The sequence below is a fragment of the Pedobacter fastidiosus genome (assembly GCF_014306625.1).
In the GTDB taxonomy this organism is placed as follows: Bacteria; Bacteroidota; Bacteroidia; order Sphingobacteriales; family Sphingobacteriaceae; genus Pedobacter; species Pedobacter fastidiosus.
Window position 1 is genome coordinate 40263 of the sequence record NZ_JACRYL010000018.1, and the last position, 16546, is coordinate 56808.

General features: G+C 37.5%; 8 protein-coding genes. All 8 read right to left on the reverse strand.

Translation table 11 applies throughout. The annotated features are described in order from the left end of the window. Positions 1–6 precede the first annotated feature (6 nt). Positions 7–1461, reverse strand: a complete 1455-nt coding sequence (locus H7U22_RS17825; RefSeq protein WP_187072696.1) for a RagB/SusD family nutrient uptake outer membrane protein — start codon at positions 1459–1461, stop codon at positions 7–9. Positions 1462–1472: 11 nt separating this feature from the next. Beyond that, the gene (locus H7U22_RS17830) at positions 1473–4622 is read right to left on the reverse strand and encodes a SusC/RagA family TonB-linked outer membrane protein (RefSeq protein ID WP_187072697.1); all 3150 of its coding nucleotides are present in this window, start codon (positions 4620–4622) and stop codon (positions 1473–1475) included. A gap of 407 nt (positions 4623–5029) precedes the next feature. Next, complete coding sequence (locus tag H7U22_RS17835; RefSeq protein WP_187072698.1) at positions 5030–6625, reverse strand: SusD/RagB family nutrient-binding outer membrane lipoprotein; 1596 nt, start codon at positions 6623–6625, stop codon at positions 5030–5032. Between the two features lie 18 nt (positions 6626–6643). Further along, a complete protein-coding gene (locus H7U22_RS17840) occupies positions 6644–9922 on the reverse strand; it encodes a SusC/RagA family TonB-linked outer membrane protein (RefSeq protein ID WP_248284790.1) in 3279 nt (1092 codons plus the stop codon). 185 nt (positions 9923–10107) lie between these two features. Continuing rightward, entirely contained in the window at positions 10108–11172 is a 1065-nt protein-coding gene (locus H7U22_RS17845; protein ID WP_187072700.1) for a FecR family protein, read from the reverse strand. Between the two features lie 1307 nt (positions 11173–12479). Next, positions 12480–13034 (reverse strand): RNA polymerase sigma factor, encoded by a 555-nt coding sequence (locus H7U22_RS17850; protein WP_187072701.1) that lies wholly within the window; start codon positions 13032–13034, stop codon positions 12480–12482. 119 nt (positions 13035–13153) lie between these two features. Beyond that, complete coding sequence (locus tag H7U22_RS17855) at positions 13154–15040, reverse strand: alpha-amylase family glycosyl hydrolase (protein ID WP_187072702.1); 1887 nt, start codon at positions 15038–15040, stop codon at positions 13154–13156. A 113-nt stretch (positions 15041–15153) separates the two neighbouring features. Then, positions 15154–16530, reverse strand: coding sequence for an MFS transporter (locus H7U22_RS17860; RefSeq protein WP_187072703.1), 1377 nt, complete (start codon positions 16528–16530; stop codon positions 15154–15156). Positions 16531–16546 lie beyond the last annotated feature (16 nt).

Genomic DNA, 16546 nt, shown 5'->3' on the forward strand with positions numbered 1-16546 from the left:
GTCTTTTTAGTATTTACCTTTCCAGAATTCTGTTTGATTGATGAGGTTGTTATTCTGAAGAATGCTGTTTGCAATTGGCCATCTCCAACCTTTCAGCGTTTTACGCGCATCCGTCATCCAAACAGGACTTCGGTTCATCCTCACGCCATCGAAGAAATTCTGACCCTCACCTGCAAGTTCTCTAATCCGCTCATTCATAATTTCTACTTTAAGCAAATTTCCAACTAAAGCAGTTCCTGTTGTATTTGCTCTCCCCCTTACTACATTAATTGCTGTTTGTGCTTCTGGATCTCGAGTTAATGCATTAAGTGCTTCTGCTTTTAACAAGTACATATCTGCTAACCTGTAGATGATTAAGTTGCTTTCTATATAAGGCTCAGTAGCCGTTTTATATCCAACATCGCTATATTTAATTAAGAGATCAATATCTGCGCTACTGCTATATCCATAAAATTTATCCAATCTAACATCTGCCTTATTAGGATAAATATTAAACAGATAATCAGAGTTTACATAGAACAAAGGTTTACTAAAGCGATCTGTAATATAAGGTTCCATCAAAGTTTGAAACCCGATTCCGTCACTGAAATATGCTTCTTTATTGGCATTAGAAGATGGAATTACAAAGATGTTTTCTTTTGAGTTGGTATTTTTAAATGGCATTCTGATGTTATCAGCCGTTTCTAAACCGTAAGTATCAACTTTATTAATAATAGAATCCGTATAAACCAAAGTTTTCGCATAATCATGGCGCCAAGCCGTAACGTGTGCAAGTAAACCTAGTGCTGCTCCTTTGTTCGCTCTGGTTCTTTGATATTGAGCTGTGCCCTCAAATGTCATTAATGCTGATGCCTTTGTGGCATCACTAATCACCTGACTTGTAACCGTTTCTTCTGGAGATTGAGCCAAAAGTTTAATTTGTTCTGCCGTATATATTGGGTCGTTTTGTACAGGAACTTCTCCCCAAACGCGAGCCATGTAGAAATAGCAAAGTCCGCGTAAAAAGTAAGCCTCTCCAATTAGGTAGTTTTTAGCTTTAATCCCTCCCGAAAAAGAGGCAGTAGGAATTGCCGGAACTTTATCAATTACCAAATTACATACATTGATAACTTTATACCAGTTTGTCCAAGTGTGTGCTCCTCCCTCACGATAGTAAACGGCGTTTAATCCTCCATTTACGTAAGGACCCTGCATGTTTGTATCATCAGTTTGAAATTCTCCTTGAGGCAAATCACCCCAAATAAAGAAAGTATTATCGGTGTACAAACTGGTTCTTAATAATCCGTATGCACCACTTATTGCACCTTGGGCATCCGCTTCAGTTTTCCAAAACTTATCATCGTAAGTTGCATTGTCCAATTCGTTATCTAATGCCTTTTTGCAAGATGGAGCTATTAATATAATTAGAAGTGTTGCAATCATTAGCAAACTACTTCTTGTTTTTTTGTTATTCGTTTTCATCTGCTTAATTTTTAAAATTCTACCTGAAGACCAAATGTGTATTTCTTAGGAATTGGGTATCCATCACCGAAATCGTAACCTTGAGCATTTACCGCCTCAGCATCTATGCCCGAAAACTTTTGGAACATTACAAGGTTATCTGCCATGGCATAAAGTTTAATCCTGTTAAGCTTCATTTTTTTCATGAAAGAGAAATTTTGCGGTGTAAAATCGTAGCCTAAGTTTACATTCTTGATTCTTACATACCATCCTGGTTCTACATAGAAAGTTTGCTCTGCCCTAAACACATACAAACCAGCGAAAGGATTTAAAGCCGGAAAAGTTGCATTATCTCCTGCCTGTCTCCAATAATTATATTGTTCGTAATCTCCGATTGATGCTCTTGCCAAATCTTCTGGGTTACCGTAAAATAATCCATTTGATAATCGCTGTGCCAATGTGCTGTTTACAATTGTTCTACCCAATGTAAACGTGGTGAAAACTGATAACGAGAAGTTTTTATATCTGAAAGCATTGTTGATACCACCTGTTGCTTTTGGGTTTGGATTACCATAAAAGGTAACATCGTTTTCGCCATTGTTATCCGATATTTTATAATCACCTGTAATGTCTCTCCATTTCGGCATTCCCAAAATTAAAGTTCCCCATTTGGTAGCCCCAACCTGACCGGTATATGGATTGACCAATAAATCGCTAATCGAATTGATTACGCCATCGGTAATGTACATTTGATACATATTTAAGGGTTTGCCTACCACATAAATAGTTCCGTTACTGTATAAATCTCGGTTTCCGTTGGGAAGTGCCGTTACCATATTTTTATTGAACGAAATATTGATTGATGGACTCCATTGAAAAGCCGATTCTGGTTTGAAAACACGACCAGTAAGCTGAAGTTCTAATCCAGAGTTTCTAACCCCCGCAGCGTTACTTAAGGATGCACTATAACCTGATGTTTCTGGAACCAATACTTTAAGCATTTGGCCAGTCGTATTTCTTACATAAGCATCGGCGGTTAAAGTTAAGCGACGTTTAAAAAACTCTAAATCCAAACCGATATTGGTTTGAGCCGATTCTTCCCAAGTTAGATTGTTGTTGGTTAATTTATTAAAGTTTGGATAAATAACCGGAACGCCATTATATGTTCCTGCGCTACTTCCTGCATATCCGGCTGCGCCTAGAGAAAAGCTGTTGTACCGATCATTATCACCGATACTTGCTTCATCTCCACTTAAGCCCCAACTAAATCTAACTTTAGCTAAATCTATCCATGAAATATTTTTCATGAAGTTTTCTTCCGTTGCAATCCACGCTGCAGAGAAAGATGGAAATACTGCCCATCTGTTATCACGACCAAATCTCGAAGATGCATCAGCTCTGATGTACGAATCGAAAAGGTATTTCTCTTTATAATCGTAATGTGCACTTCCAAAAAATGAAAGTTTTGCATAAGTAGAATGATCAGATCCGCCAGATAAATCGCCTTGCGCCACACCGGATACAACCTTAATATTATCATTCGGAATACCTTCGCCAGCAACAGATAAGGATTGATTATCTCGTTTTTCGAAAGCTTGTCCAGCTAAGAAATTTAAATTGTGTGTTTCATTTATGCTGAAATTATACAGCACCGTATTGGTGAGTAAATATTTTAAGCCTTCGCTAAAACCAGAATAGGCATAAGCTCTGCCGTTATATTCGCTCCGTGCCGGACTAAAGAAATCTCTTTTGGATGAACTGTAATTAATTGCACCTTCCGTATTAAAAGAAAGATTTTTAAGAATATTGTATGTTAATTTAGTTACTGCGCTTACGTTATTATCTGCGTTATTATTTCGAACAGATTCATACGGTGCTTCGATGTCTGCTCTATCCTGATCGGATAAATAGAATAATGAAGAGGGCATACTAATCGGACTAATTTTAAAAGCATTTCGATAACCTTGCTCCTCGGGTCTAACTCTACCCACCAATCTAATTCCTCTACTTAATCTTAAGGAAGTTTGCATCTGGAATTTTTCGCTAAAGTTTGCACCTAAATTCGCATTAATGGAGTAGCGCTCATATCCTGTTGCCTTAATGATACCCTTTTCATCGTAATGGCCAACACCCACTCTGTAATTGAATTTTTCACTTCCTCCAGAAACGGCTAAATCTTGGTTAGAAACTGCCCCGCTCTGATAAAATAAATCTTGCCAATTGTTATTGTTATTGAATGATGGATTCAAACTATCCGTTAACATAATTGGAACGTTATTTCTAATCTGAGTTCCATTTCCATAATGGTAAATCAGATCTAATTTTCTTCTCCGTTCCTCAGCACCGATTACGGTTTCCAAATAGTTTGGCTGGTTAACCATTCCGTAGTAAGTATTGAAACTTACTTTTGGAACGCCAGAAATACCTCTTTTAGTTCTGATTAAAATTACGCCATTTGCACCTCTAGAACCGTAAATAGCGGCTGCCGATGCATCTTTTAATACATCGATAGATTCTACATCATTCGGATTTAAAGAAGTTAGAAAGTTAGTTCCTGTTTGGGTAAAAGCCTGTACCTCATCTTCAGAAACTGGCAAACCATCAATAACATACAATGGATTACTAAAAGCTCTATCGCCATCAAACTCTCCGGCCGACATGATTCTGGTGTTTCCACGAACCATTAATGAGGTACTTACCCCAGGCTGACCTGTAAAATTTTGAACATTTACCCCGGGAAGCTTTCCTTGCAAAAGAACATCAACACTTGCTGCCGGAAGGTTTTCTATATCCTTACTGGTTATAGATGCTAATGCTGCAGTTGAGTTTCTTCGCTTAACCTGTTGGTAACCCACAACAACAACATCAGTTAAAGATTGTTGATCAGGATTAAGGTTAACATTAATATTTGTACGGCCATTTACCTGAACTTCCTTTAGCTTATAACCTACATAGCTAAAAGTTAAAGTAGCATCGGTAGCGGCGGTAATGCTGTAACGCCCATTTGCATCGGTACTTACCGCTGTGGTAGCATTTTTAATTTTTACCGATACGCCGGGTAACGATTGGCCATCGTCTGCGCCTTTTACCACCCCGGTAATTTTTAACTGCGCCGATACCGAAGTAACAACGAGTAGAAAAACGGCGAGTAAACCAATTTTTCTTGTGTAAAATTTAATCATAAAAATATTTATTTAGTTGAGATTAGGTTGCTTGTCTGAAATCGGTTATTAATGTTAGTTGTTCCAATCACTTAGGGATGATCGTGGTTGTTTGTCACCTAAAGGTAATGGTAACAGAAGCAGATTTTTCATCAAATCATTGCGCAAACGTTTGACTAAAGAGATTTCAAAAACCCTATTAAAACAAGGCAAACAACACATTAACAGCTAATTAATATTGAATTTTGAAAGATATTTAAGAGAAAGAAGCAACTGCCAAGTCAGTTTAAAGCTAAGGCTTGAAATAGCCATAAATTACAGCACAAACGTTTGTTTAAATTGATAATGGCCACATCATATTTGCTGTAAAAGCAAAAAGCCGACATTGCTTTCGCAATGCCGGCCTTACCTAATAATTTTTATTTTATTTATTTGTCCCACCAAACTCTACCTGCAAGCGTATCGCCTCCAGGAGCAGCAGATGATGCTGCTTTATAATTTGTTCCATTTTTTGCTGCTTCCTCTACTGGATATGGAAAACGGCGTGGAATGGTTCCAACGGTGGCATTGCCAGGGTAAACAACTGGAGTTAAAACCGGAAAACCAGATCTACGCCAGTTAGACCATGTTTCGTAAAAATCGAGCATGGTATTGGCATGTAACCAATATTGGGTATTAATCATTTGCAAACCATTTGCTGCTACATAAGGATTCGCTGTTACATAAGCATCAGCCACAGTACTTGTAATGGCCATTGTTGCATCATACTGACCTAAATAAGTAATCGCAGCAGAAACTCCACTCGCATAATGAGAAGCAGCAGTACCGCCAATATTCCATCGCTGTGCCGCTTCTGCAAGTAATAGTTCGCTTTCGGCATAAGTAAGGATAAAAGTTGCCCCATTTTTCTTTAACATTCCTGGATTTGGAGATGAATAATCTGGAAAAGTGGTGTAGGTTGCATCCTGTCTAACATCACGGCCAGCTAAACCACTCAAATCTTTTCCATTAGGCATTCCTTTCTGAACTAAAGGATTCGCATCAAAAGCTGCATTTTGAGCTTTAGAATTTTCATCAATAAACAACTTAGTTACCGCAACTTTTCCCAAACGAGGATCATTGGTTGCTTTCAGTGCATCGATAAAAGTTTTAGACCATTTAACATAATAATTTTCCTGACCACCATCGCCAGATAAAACTTGACTATTTCTATTTTGAGTTACTCTAGCGCCAGAAACATCGTGCAAAAGAAATGCATTATCATCATTGTTAAGCATCGTTTTCCCGATTACTTTAGTTGCATAAGCTTTTGCTGTATTTTCATCGGCTTTGGTTAAACGCATGGCAATTCTCAATAATAAAGTATTACCAAAACGCTTCCATTTATTAATATCGCCTTTGTAAATTACGTCTCCAGTTACTTTATCACCATTAACATTTAGCGCATTTGTAGCTTCTTCAACTTCTTTTAAAAGATCGGTATAAATGGCTTGTTGCGCATCGTATTTTGGTGCAAAGTTGCTGGTGTAATAACCTTGTCCTGCTTGAGAATAAGGAACATCACCATACAAATCAGTAATACGTTCAAAAATTAATGCCTTCCAAATTCTGGCTATCTGCTGTACGTTGTTATACTTCTGCTGTCCTTTTGTAAATTCAACTACATCTACAATGGGTTTAACTTGTTCCGTATAAGCACCAACGCCGGCATTGCCCCAATATGCTGCGGTGTAACCTTCGTTTAATAAATATTTATCACCTGCCCAATAGCTAATTACGGTAGAAAGGCCTTGCATCATGGTAGAGGCATAAATTAAATTGCCTCTCCAAGTATCATAAGCAAAATCGGTACTTCCGGTGTACGTTAATTGAGCGGTTGTTAAAGTATAATTTGGATCGAAACTCGCTGATCCGTAAGCTGATGGATTTGTATTAATTTCATCGAAATCTTTAGTACAACCTGAGCTTAATAAAATGCCAACACACAATAGAAGGCTATATTTTTTTAATATGTTCGTTTTCATTGTTCTGTCTTTTTAAAATTAAAGCTTAACACTAAGATTTATACCAAAGGTTCTAACGGGTGGCACACCACCCAATTCCAATCCTGGGAAAGTAGCATTGTAGCTAGATTCTGGATCGATGTTGTCCGTTTTCTTCATTAGGATAAATAAATTTCGACCAACAAGACTTACGTTAAGTCCTTGGATCTTGTTGTTGAACAATTTTGCTGGGAAGTTATAACCCAAAGTCATTTGTCTGAATTTGATAAAACTCGCATCCTGAACAAATTGCTTAGAAACATTATTGGCAAAAGTGCTGTAGTAGGTTGCGGCATTAACGCCTAGCGCATCTCTATTTTCTAATGTTGCTTGGTGCAAACCAAAAACATACCCATAATAATCAGTTGCAGAGAAAACTTTTCCGCCCCATTTACCATCAAGCAAAACAGATAATGTTAAGCCTTTATAGTTAAATTCGTTGTTCCAACCCGCAAACCATTTATTGTAGGCCGAACCATAATCAACCAATTCTCCTCTTTGGGGAATCCCAGCAGCATCAAGCTTGATTTTTCCGGCAGCATCATATAAATAATCATAAGCAGAAACTTGAGCAGCTGCTTTACCCGGAATGTTCTGCAAGAAACCAACACCAGATCTTGAAGTAGCTAAAAGTTGAGAAGTTACGCCATCGGCTAATGATAGCACTGTGTTTTTATTGTATGAAGCGTTTAAAGAAGATGTCCATACAAAATCTTTATTCTTTAAAACCTGACCAGATAATAAAAGCTCGTAACCTTTGTTTTCTATTTCGCCAGAATTTAACACCGCACCAGCATAACCTGTTGTACTCGATGTAGTAACGAAAGAAATTTCATCCTTCGATAACTTTTTGTAATACGTGAAATCTAGATTTAAACGATCACCGAAGAAGCGCATTTCTGTTCCAATTTCGAACTCGCTTGCCTTAGAAGCTCTTAAACCCGAGTTAGGAATATTTACATTGGTTATGGTTCCAAGTGGCGCACCATTTAAACTTTCGCTTCTAAAACTATAAGTTAATTGAGTTTGATAAGGATCAGTAGCCTGACCAACAACTGCATAACCCGCTCTTATTTTACCAAAACTTAAGAAACTTGGTTTCCAAAGCTCAGAGAATACAAATGATCCACTAACTGAAGGATAGAAAACACTTAGCTTATTGTCTTTACCTGGTGTTGCCAAAGTAGAGAACCAATCGCTTCGACCGCTCCCTGTTAAGTAAAAAATATCTTTATAAGTAAGCTCTAAAGTTCCATAAACAGATTGTGTTTCAGATTCTGATTCTATATTTCCTACTGATTTATTCTTGGCATTTAAGATGTTGTACACGCCAAATACTGCAAAATCAGATCCATTGTTGGTTGTTTGATTAATGTGCGTTCTTCTGTAACTCGCACCAACGTTAGGTGTTATGGTAAAATCATCATCTACTTTAAAAGACTTACCAACTAATCCATCTACATTTATATCAGAAAATTTAGTTGCCTGTTCTGCTATTTTACCTGCCGGAAAATATGCTGTACCCGATGGAACAACATTTTTGTACGAATCTGTGTAAGCATCGCGTCCTGCTCTACCTTGTAAAAATAAGCCATTATCGAAAGTATATTTTGCATTAAACGAACTTATTAGGCGGTCGCGTTTAGTATCATTGGTAAATTCGTTTGCCGCAAACCATGGGTTAGTTGCGTAAACATTACCCGTGTTATACAAAATTTCATTACCGGTAGAATTCTTCCAGGGGATAAGATCGTTTACACTTACACTCGTAGGTAAAAAAGCAACGTTGTAATTGGCATTACCAGCACCATCTGATAGCATTGGTCTGTTTTTGGCCTGCTCTAAAATGTAATTCATTCGAGCATCAATCGTTAATCTTTTAATTGGATTAAAGGTTCCTGTTAAGTTGAAAGATTGTCTGTTCAACCCAGAATTCGGTACAACTGAAGTATTGTGAACATCATTTGCCGATAAGCGAATGGTTCCGCCATCGAATGTTTTATTTAAGGCAAGTGTGTTCGACCAAGTTCCACCTGTTTTATAAAAATCTTCAATGTTATTTTTTTGTGCGGTGTAAGGTCGTGCAACGCCATCAAACTGAACCACATTAGATCCATCTAATTTTGCACCCCAGCTAGAACCACCTACTTGAGCGGCAGCTGCAGCATCAGTAGGTTTTACACCATTTGCTCCCTGACCATAAATATATTGCCAGTTTGTTCTATCCATTACCTGTTCGGCAACGTAATTGGTATTAAATTCTACACTATTTCCTTTTCCACTTTTAGTGGTGATTAAAATTACTCCAGCTTTTGCACGATAACCATACAATGCTGAAGCAGCTGCACCTTTTAAAACTGAAATACTTTCGATATCATCGGGATTTAAATTTCCAACGGCATCACCCAAATCTGGAGCATTATCATATTGGCTCCCAGCATTACCATTTGGATTTAAATTATTTAATCCGACAGGTTTATTTTCCATCGGTACGCCATTGATAACATATAAAGGTTGGTTGGTTTGGCTTAAACTGGAAACGCCACGGATAGTAACGCTTGATGCAGCACCTGCACCGCCAGAAGTAGAACTAATATCTAAACCTGCAACCTTACCAACTAAGGAATTAACAACGTTATTTTCTCTAGCCTGTGTTAAAGATTCGCCACTTACTTGTGTTACGGAATAACCTAAAGCCCTACGTTCTTTCTTAATTCCCAATGCAGTTACCACAACATCAGTTAACTGTTTGGTATCTTCTGTTAATAGAATAGATAAATTAATTTGAGTGCCAATTGGAATTTCTCTAGTTTGAAAACCAGCGTATGAAACCACCAAAATTGCATTTTCAGGAGCGTTTAAAACAAACTTTCCATTAATATCTGTCGATGTTCCTGTTCCTGTTCCCTTAACACGAACACTTGCACCGGGCAATGCGCCTCCAAGCGCATCTTTAACCGTTCCACTTATGGGAATTTCTTTACTCCTGCTAATTACGATCAAGCCTCCATCAGAAACGGAATACTTTAAGTTAGTTCTGTTAAGAATAGTGGCCAAAACATCGGTAACCAAAGTATTGGTCACGGTGATGCTTACATCCTTGTTAACGGGAACGTAAGAAGAGCTGTACACAAAATGATAACTGCTTTGCTGCTCTATAATCTGTAAAACCCTGGCTAACTTTGTTTTCTTTACATCGAGAGAAATTTTTTCCTGAGAAAAAACCGATGCAGAAACATTCAGGCAGGTAATGAAAACCATAATACAGGTTAGTTTCATTAGCATAATGAATTTTAAAAACGCCCTATATTTAAAGCGCCCTTGCAGTAAGTAATAATAAATCATATTTTTGTTTTTTTTGGTTGCATAAGTTCTTGGCAGCAATCTGTTTGCGCATAAACTGCCATTAATAAATCAAGGAAGAAATGATAAGGGCGGTGCTCCAACACCGTCCTTTTTTTATCTTACTTTGATATGATCACTTGATTTCCTTTTATCTCATATTTAAAGTATTCTACATCTTGTAAAGCTTTTAAAGCTTGGTCTATCGTTTCTCGGCTAAATGTTGCGGTAAAGCGGTATTTCTCTATTTCTGGACTGGTAAATTTGATTTCTACATTATACCATTTCTCCAAAACACCTTTAATTTCATCAAAATCTTGATCATAAATTTCGATGCGGTTTTGCGTCCACGCGGTTTCTACAATCGTGCTGTCTTTAATTAAAGTATAGTGGTTAATGGTAATTTCTGGATGGTTTGGAATTGGTCTTAAAATCTTTTGCTTCGCTTCTGGAGCAAGTTCTTTGTAAAACGTAACTTTCTGACTAGGCTTTAACGTAATCGTTCCGCCGTTGCCATTTACGGCTTCCATAGTAATTAAACCCCTAATTAAAGTTGCTTCAGAAGTAATTTCATCTGGATAGGCTTTAACATTGAAAGCAGTGCCTAAAACATTGATGTTGAAATCGTAGGTATGAACTTTAAATGGCTTGTTTTTATTATGAATTACATCAAAATAAGCTTCACCTTTTAGGGTAACCTCACGAAGTTTATCATTAAATTCTTTGCCAATAGATAAAGAGCTCTTCGCATTTAACAAAACCGTAGTCCCATCAGGAAGCATAATTTTTTTACGTTCTCCGCTTTTGGTTGTAAAGACTTTTGCTTGAAAATTCTCTCTTGCTGATTTCTGCAAACTATAATTTCGATAGAAAAAACCAGCACCAGCAATAACCAAGATTGCAGCAGCAATTTTTAACCAAGCAAAGTTTCTATTTAGCTTAAGCGTTGTAGGTGGCGAATCGAAATTCTCCTTAAATGTTTCCAGTTGATGATTAAGCGGTCGCTTGTTCCCACTTAAAATTACATACAGTCTTTTCGCCTCAGCGATTACTTCAGTCTGCTCTGGATGAGCTTTTATATATTTTTCCCAATACTCTGAGCACAGCTTATCGGTTCCAGCGCAATAAAGCTGGAAAGTGTTGTCAACAAGAAAATCTTCTGCATCAAACCGACTTCTATCAATCATTACTATTTGTCTTTTATATATCAGTGCCCAAAAACTTTACTTTTTCCTAAGAAAAAATTAACTTTTTTTTAACATGACCAAATATGTGCCTTGTAGGTATAAAGAATAAAGAAATTTAATTTTAGAGAAAGACTTATAAAGAAATTATTTGGGCGTTTTAACACGCTATCCGCTGTATCCCCGATGAAAAATCGGGGGATGCCGCTTCTATCGTTAACGCAAAACCCAAACCACCTTGCGAAGTCGATTCATTACCCATCATTCTAACCGAAGTGGAGAAATATTTGAAAAGAAAAAATTGCAAAGATCTCTCTATTCCGCTGCGCTTCAATCGAGAAGACAATTCCTGTAGCCGTCCTTTCGACCGAATTGGAGAAATTCTTTGAAAAGAAACAATTGCAAAGATCGCTCTATTCCGCTACGCTTCAATCGAGATGACGATTCCTGTAGCTATCCTTTCCACAGAAGTGGAGAAATCTTTGAAAATCGAATTAGTTTAACTTACAAAGGTCTCTCCGTTTCGCTGTGCTCCAGTCGAGATGACGATTCCTTTAGCCGTCCTTTCCACCGAAGCGGAGAAATCTTTGAAAATAGAAGTAGGTTAATGTTCAAAGGTCTCTCTGTTCCGCTGTGCTTCAATCGAGAAGACAATTCCTGTAGCCGTCCTTTCGACCGAAGTGGAGAAATCTTTGAAAAAGAAACTACAAAGATCGCTCTATTCCGCTACGCTTCAATCGAGATGACGATTTCTGTGGCCGTCCTTTCCACCGAAGTGGAGAAATCTTTGAAATTCGAAGTAGGTTAATGTTCAAAGGTCTCTCCGTTTCGCTATGCTCCAGTCGAGATGACGATGAACTTAAGATAGAAAATAAATCTCAAAACGCTTAACAAAACCGTCCTTTCGACCGTAGCGGAGAAATCTTTGAAGAGGGAAAATTGCAAGAATCGCTCTGTTCCGCTGCGCTCCAGTCGAGATGACGGAAAAGGTGGATACTGATCAAATCGTCCTTTCGACCGAAGTGGAAATCTTTGAAAATCGAAGTAGGTTAATGTTCAAAGGTCTCTCCGTTCCGCTGTGCTCCAGTCGAGATGACGGAAATAGAGCGGAGAAATCTTTGCAATTTGAATTTATTCATTGTTCAAAGGTCTCTCCGTTTCGCTATGCTCCAGTCGAGATGACGGAAAAGGTGGATACTGATCAAATCGTCCTTTCCACCGAAATGGAGAAATTTTTGAAAAGAAACAATTACAAAGATCGCTCTGTTCCGCTGCGCTTCAATCGAGATGACGAAACTTCGCAAGTCAGTCTACGCCTTAAGTTCTTTTCTTAAAATTTTAAGTGCGTCGTAAACTGTATTGTAAGCCGTTTTAATAGTCTGACTGGTTTGCTCAGCAATTTGTTCGTAGCTTAATCCATCAAAGAATTTTAAATGAATCAACTGCTTTTGGCGGAAGGTAAGTTTCTCTAAAGCATTCTTCAATTGGTATCGAACAAGTTCATCGCTCTGCACCTTAACAATAAACTCCTCATAACTCATCTCCATCCAATCGCCTTCTGCACCGGCATTAAAAAGGGCATCGTTTATTTTACGTTTACGCTCTAAAATCCGAAGTAATTTACGTTTTAAAAATGTGCGGAGGTAAGCTTCAACATTATCTACACGATTTAAAGTCTCGTGCTTTTCCCAAATGGTTGTAAAAACCAAATCGGTGGCCTCACTAGAAATATCAGCATCTGCACAAACGCGAATTCCGAAATTTACCAGCGGATAATATAGTGCTTTATATAAATCAAAAAAGGCATCTTTATCGCCAACGCGTAGTCGTTCCCATAATAAGTGATGCACTAATTTGTTATCCATAGGGTTTGTTAGTTAAAACAATATTAACTAAAAACATCAAGAATTTTACAAAATCTGTTAGAGATCGGCAGATTTCTTTTGGAAAGCCTCGCAGATTTTGAAAACCTGCGAAGTTAAAATTATTTTAAAGCCGTTTTACTGAAAATATGATATTCTCCAGGAGCCAGAACGCCAGCATAAGTATTAGATGATAAATTAATTGCACTTCCTACAGCATCTACCCAAGTTCCAGATGAACCAAAATCAATATTTGCAGTTTGATTAACTACATCAAAATTGCCAACAACAACTACAGTATTTGCGCCTTCAACGAGTTTAATATATTTAACGCCACCAGATAAATTGTAAGTAGAGTTTGTACTGTTAAAAATGGTATTGTTCCTTTTAAGCTTGATAAATTTAGCATAAGCATCATACAAAGCTTTGCGGTTTGGATCTGTATAGTAATCCCACTTAATTGGTTTCTGCCCAGTACGATCATTGAAATCAATGGAAATATCGTAGCCAACTTCTCCAAATTGCCAAACCATTTTCGGACCAGGAATGCTGAACAAAAATGCAGCTGCCAGCTCTTCTCTTTTTAAAGAAGTTGGCAAATTCCCTTTAATGGCATAAGTACCAGAGATATTTCCGAAAGAGATGTTTTTATAATTTAAACGTTCCTCATCATGACTTTCGCCATAAGTAACCAAGTTTTCTGATTTTGTAAAACCGTGTTTAGCGTAAAATCCCCAAGAAAAATCCGAGTTACCCAACCAGCCCATAGTAGCTTCATTCATGTTGTAATTTAAATTATTCCACATCATCATACCCTCATCCGCTAAAACTTTCTCTTCAGATTCTTCTGCAAAATGTTCCAAAATCACATAGAAATTATTTGGATCTACACTTTTAATAAAGCTATTATACTCTTTCCAAATCGCAATTCTACCCGCATCGTAAAGTCTAAATTGAGAATCGTCACTGGAAGTTTTTTGCGTAAATCCTTTGGACAAATCAAATCTGAAGCCATCGATTTTATATTGTTGCATCCAAAACTTCATTACATTTTTTGCAAAGTATTTTGTAGCAGCGCTTTCATGATTGAAATCATAACCTACATTAAATGGGTGTTTTGGATCTACATTAAACCAAGGACTTGCGCTTGTTGGTTTCGAGCCATCAAAATACAACTGAACCATGGGCGATTGGCCAAAAGAATGATTTAGAACCATATCCATAATTACTGCAATACCCTTTCCATGGCATTCATCAATAAAGTTTTGCAAGGCAGTTTTGGTTCCGTAATATTTATCTGGGGCGAAGTAAAATGATGGATTATAACCCCAACTTAAATTTCCTTCAAACTCATTAACCGGCATTAATTCGATTGCATTAATTCCTAAACTCACCAAATAATCCAGCTTTGTTAAGGTAGAAGCGTAGCTATGATCAGTGGTAAAATCACGAATCAACAATTCATAAATAACTAGATTATTTTTATCAGGACGAACAAAGCCAGCATTTTTCCAAGAATATACCGGCTGATTGGCCTGCATAACACTTACAATTCCAGTTGTTTTTCCTGTTGGATAAGCTTTTAAATTTGGATAAGTTACCGAAGTAATGAATTGATCATTCACAGGATCGAGCACTTTCTCACAATAAGGATCGGCCACTTTTAAAGTTCCATCTACCAAAAACTGATAGGCATACTCCGTATTAGGATTTAAATTATCAACCTGAATCCACCAAGTATTTCCATCAGAAGTCTTCTTCATTACCGAGGCGGAAGAAGACCAATCGTTAAATTCTCCAATTAACGAAACGGAAGTTTTGCCCGGAGCATATAAAGTTACAATTGCCGAAGTTCCGCCGTTTATAAAAGCAACACCATCTTTTGCGCCAGCTGGTAAATCCGTACTTGGTGTTGGTGTTGTCGGCAAAGTTCCTCCATCAGATGATGATTTTTTGCAGGCTGTATTAAATGCTGTTACCAATAGCAATAGGTAAATGAGTTTTTTCATTTGGTTAGAGATTTATTGTAAAAAAATCGTCATTGCGAGGTAAGAAGCAATCTCATTCACAAAATAGATTGCTTCTTACCTCGCATCCGATAGCTATCGGATGACAGAAAGGGCTAAACCGCTCTATTTTCTTCGACTTCTAATTTAGAGGTTAAAACAGCATCAACTTTTTTGGGTTCTTTAATAAAAACATAACAGATTATTGCTGCTAAAACCATTAATCCACCACCGAGTTGTACGGCTAAAAGTCTATCGTTGTTTAAAACATTTTTCATCAACCATCCAAAACCTAGTGATGCAATAATTTCAGGCAGTACAATAAAGAAGTTAAAAATTCCCATGTAAATTCCGATTTTATCTTTAGGTAAAGAACCGCTTAACATGGCATAAGGCATAGAAAGAATACTTGCCCAGGCAATTCCAACACCCGTCATACATACATAAAGCATATTTTTATCGTGCACCCATGCCACGCTAATTAACCCGATTGCACCACAGATTAAACATAGTGCATGGGTAGTTTTACGACCAAGGGCATCGGCAATTTTTGGCAAAACCAAAGCGAACAGAAAAGTAATAACGCTATAATAAGCTAAAGTTAAACTTCCAAAATCTGCGCCATGCGCATAAACTGGATCCGCTGCATCTTTACCACCAAATACGTTTACGGCAACTGCAGTTGTGTAATAAAACCACATTAAAAATAATCCTGGCCAAGTAAAAAACTGAACCAAAGAAACAATTTGCATTCTTTTGGGCATATTCCTTAATGCGCTAAAAATCTCTCGAGCGCCTCCACCAAAACCTTTATTGCTTTCAAGAACTTTTTCTTTGAAATCTACATCTTGTGGTGGATATTCTTTTGTGGTAACAACCGTCCACAATACCGCGGCGAAAAAGAAAAATGCGCCTATATAAAAAGAGAATTTAACATTTTCCGGAATACTGCCTTGTTCTGCCGTATTGGTTAAATGGAAAACGTTATTCATAAGCCAAGGTAAAGATGAAGCCACACTTCCACCCAAACCAATCATCATGCTTTGCATAATAAAACCACGATTAACCTGACTATCCGGTAATTTATCGGTAACAAAAGCTCGGAAGGGTTCCATGGCAATGTTGCCAAAAACGTCTAAAACCCAAAGCAATCCAGCAGCCATCCATAATGCACTACTATGTGGCATAAAAATTAAGGCAATACTACTTACAATTGCGCCAACCATAAAATATGGTCTTCTTCTACCCCATTTCGGATGCCACGTACGATCACTTAAATAACCAATAATGGGCTGAACTAAAAGCCCTGTTAAGGGAGCGGCTAAAAACAATAATGGAACCTGATCTGGATTGGCACCTAAGTTTTCGTAGATCCGCCCCATATTGGCACGTTGCAAATCCCATCCAAACTGGATTCCGAAAAAACCCACACTCATATTAATAATTTGCGCTAAGGTTAATTTTGGATTTTCGAATATTGTTTTTAAGCTCATTATATTTGGTTTAGTC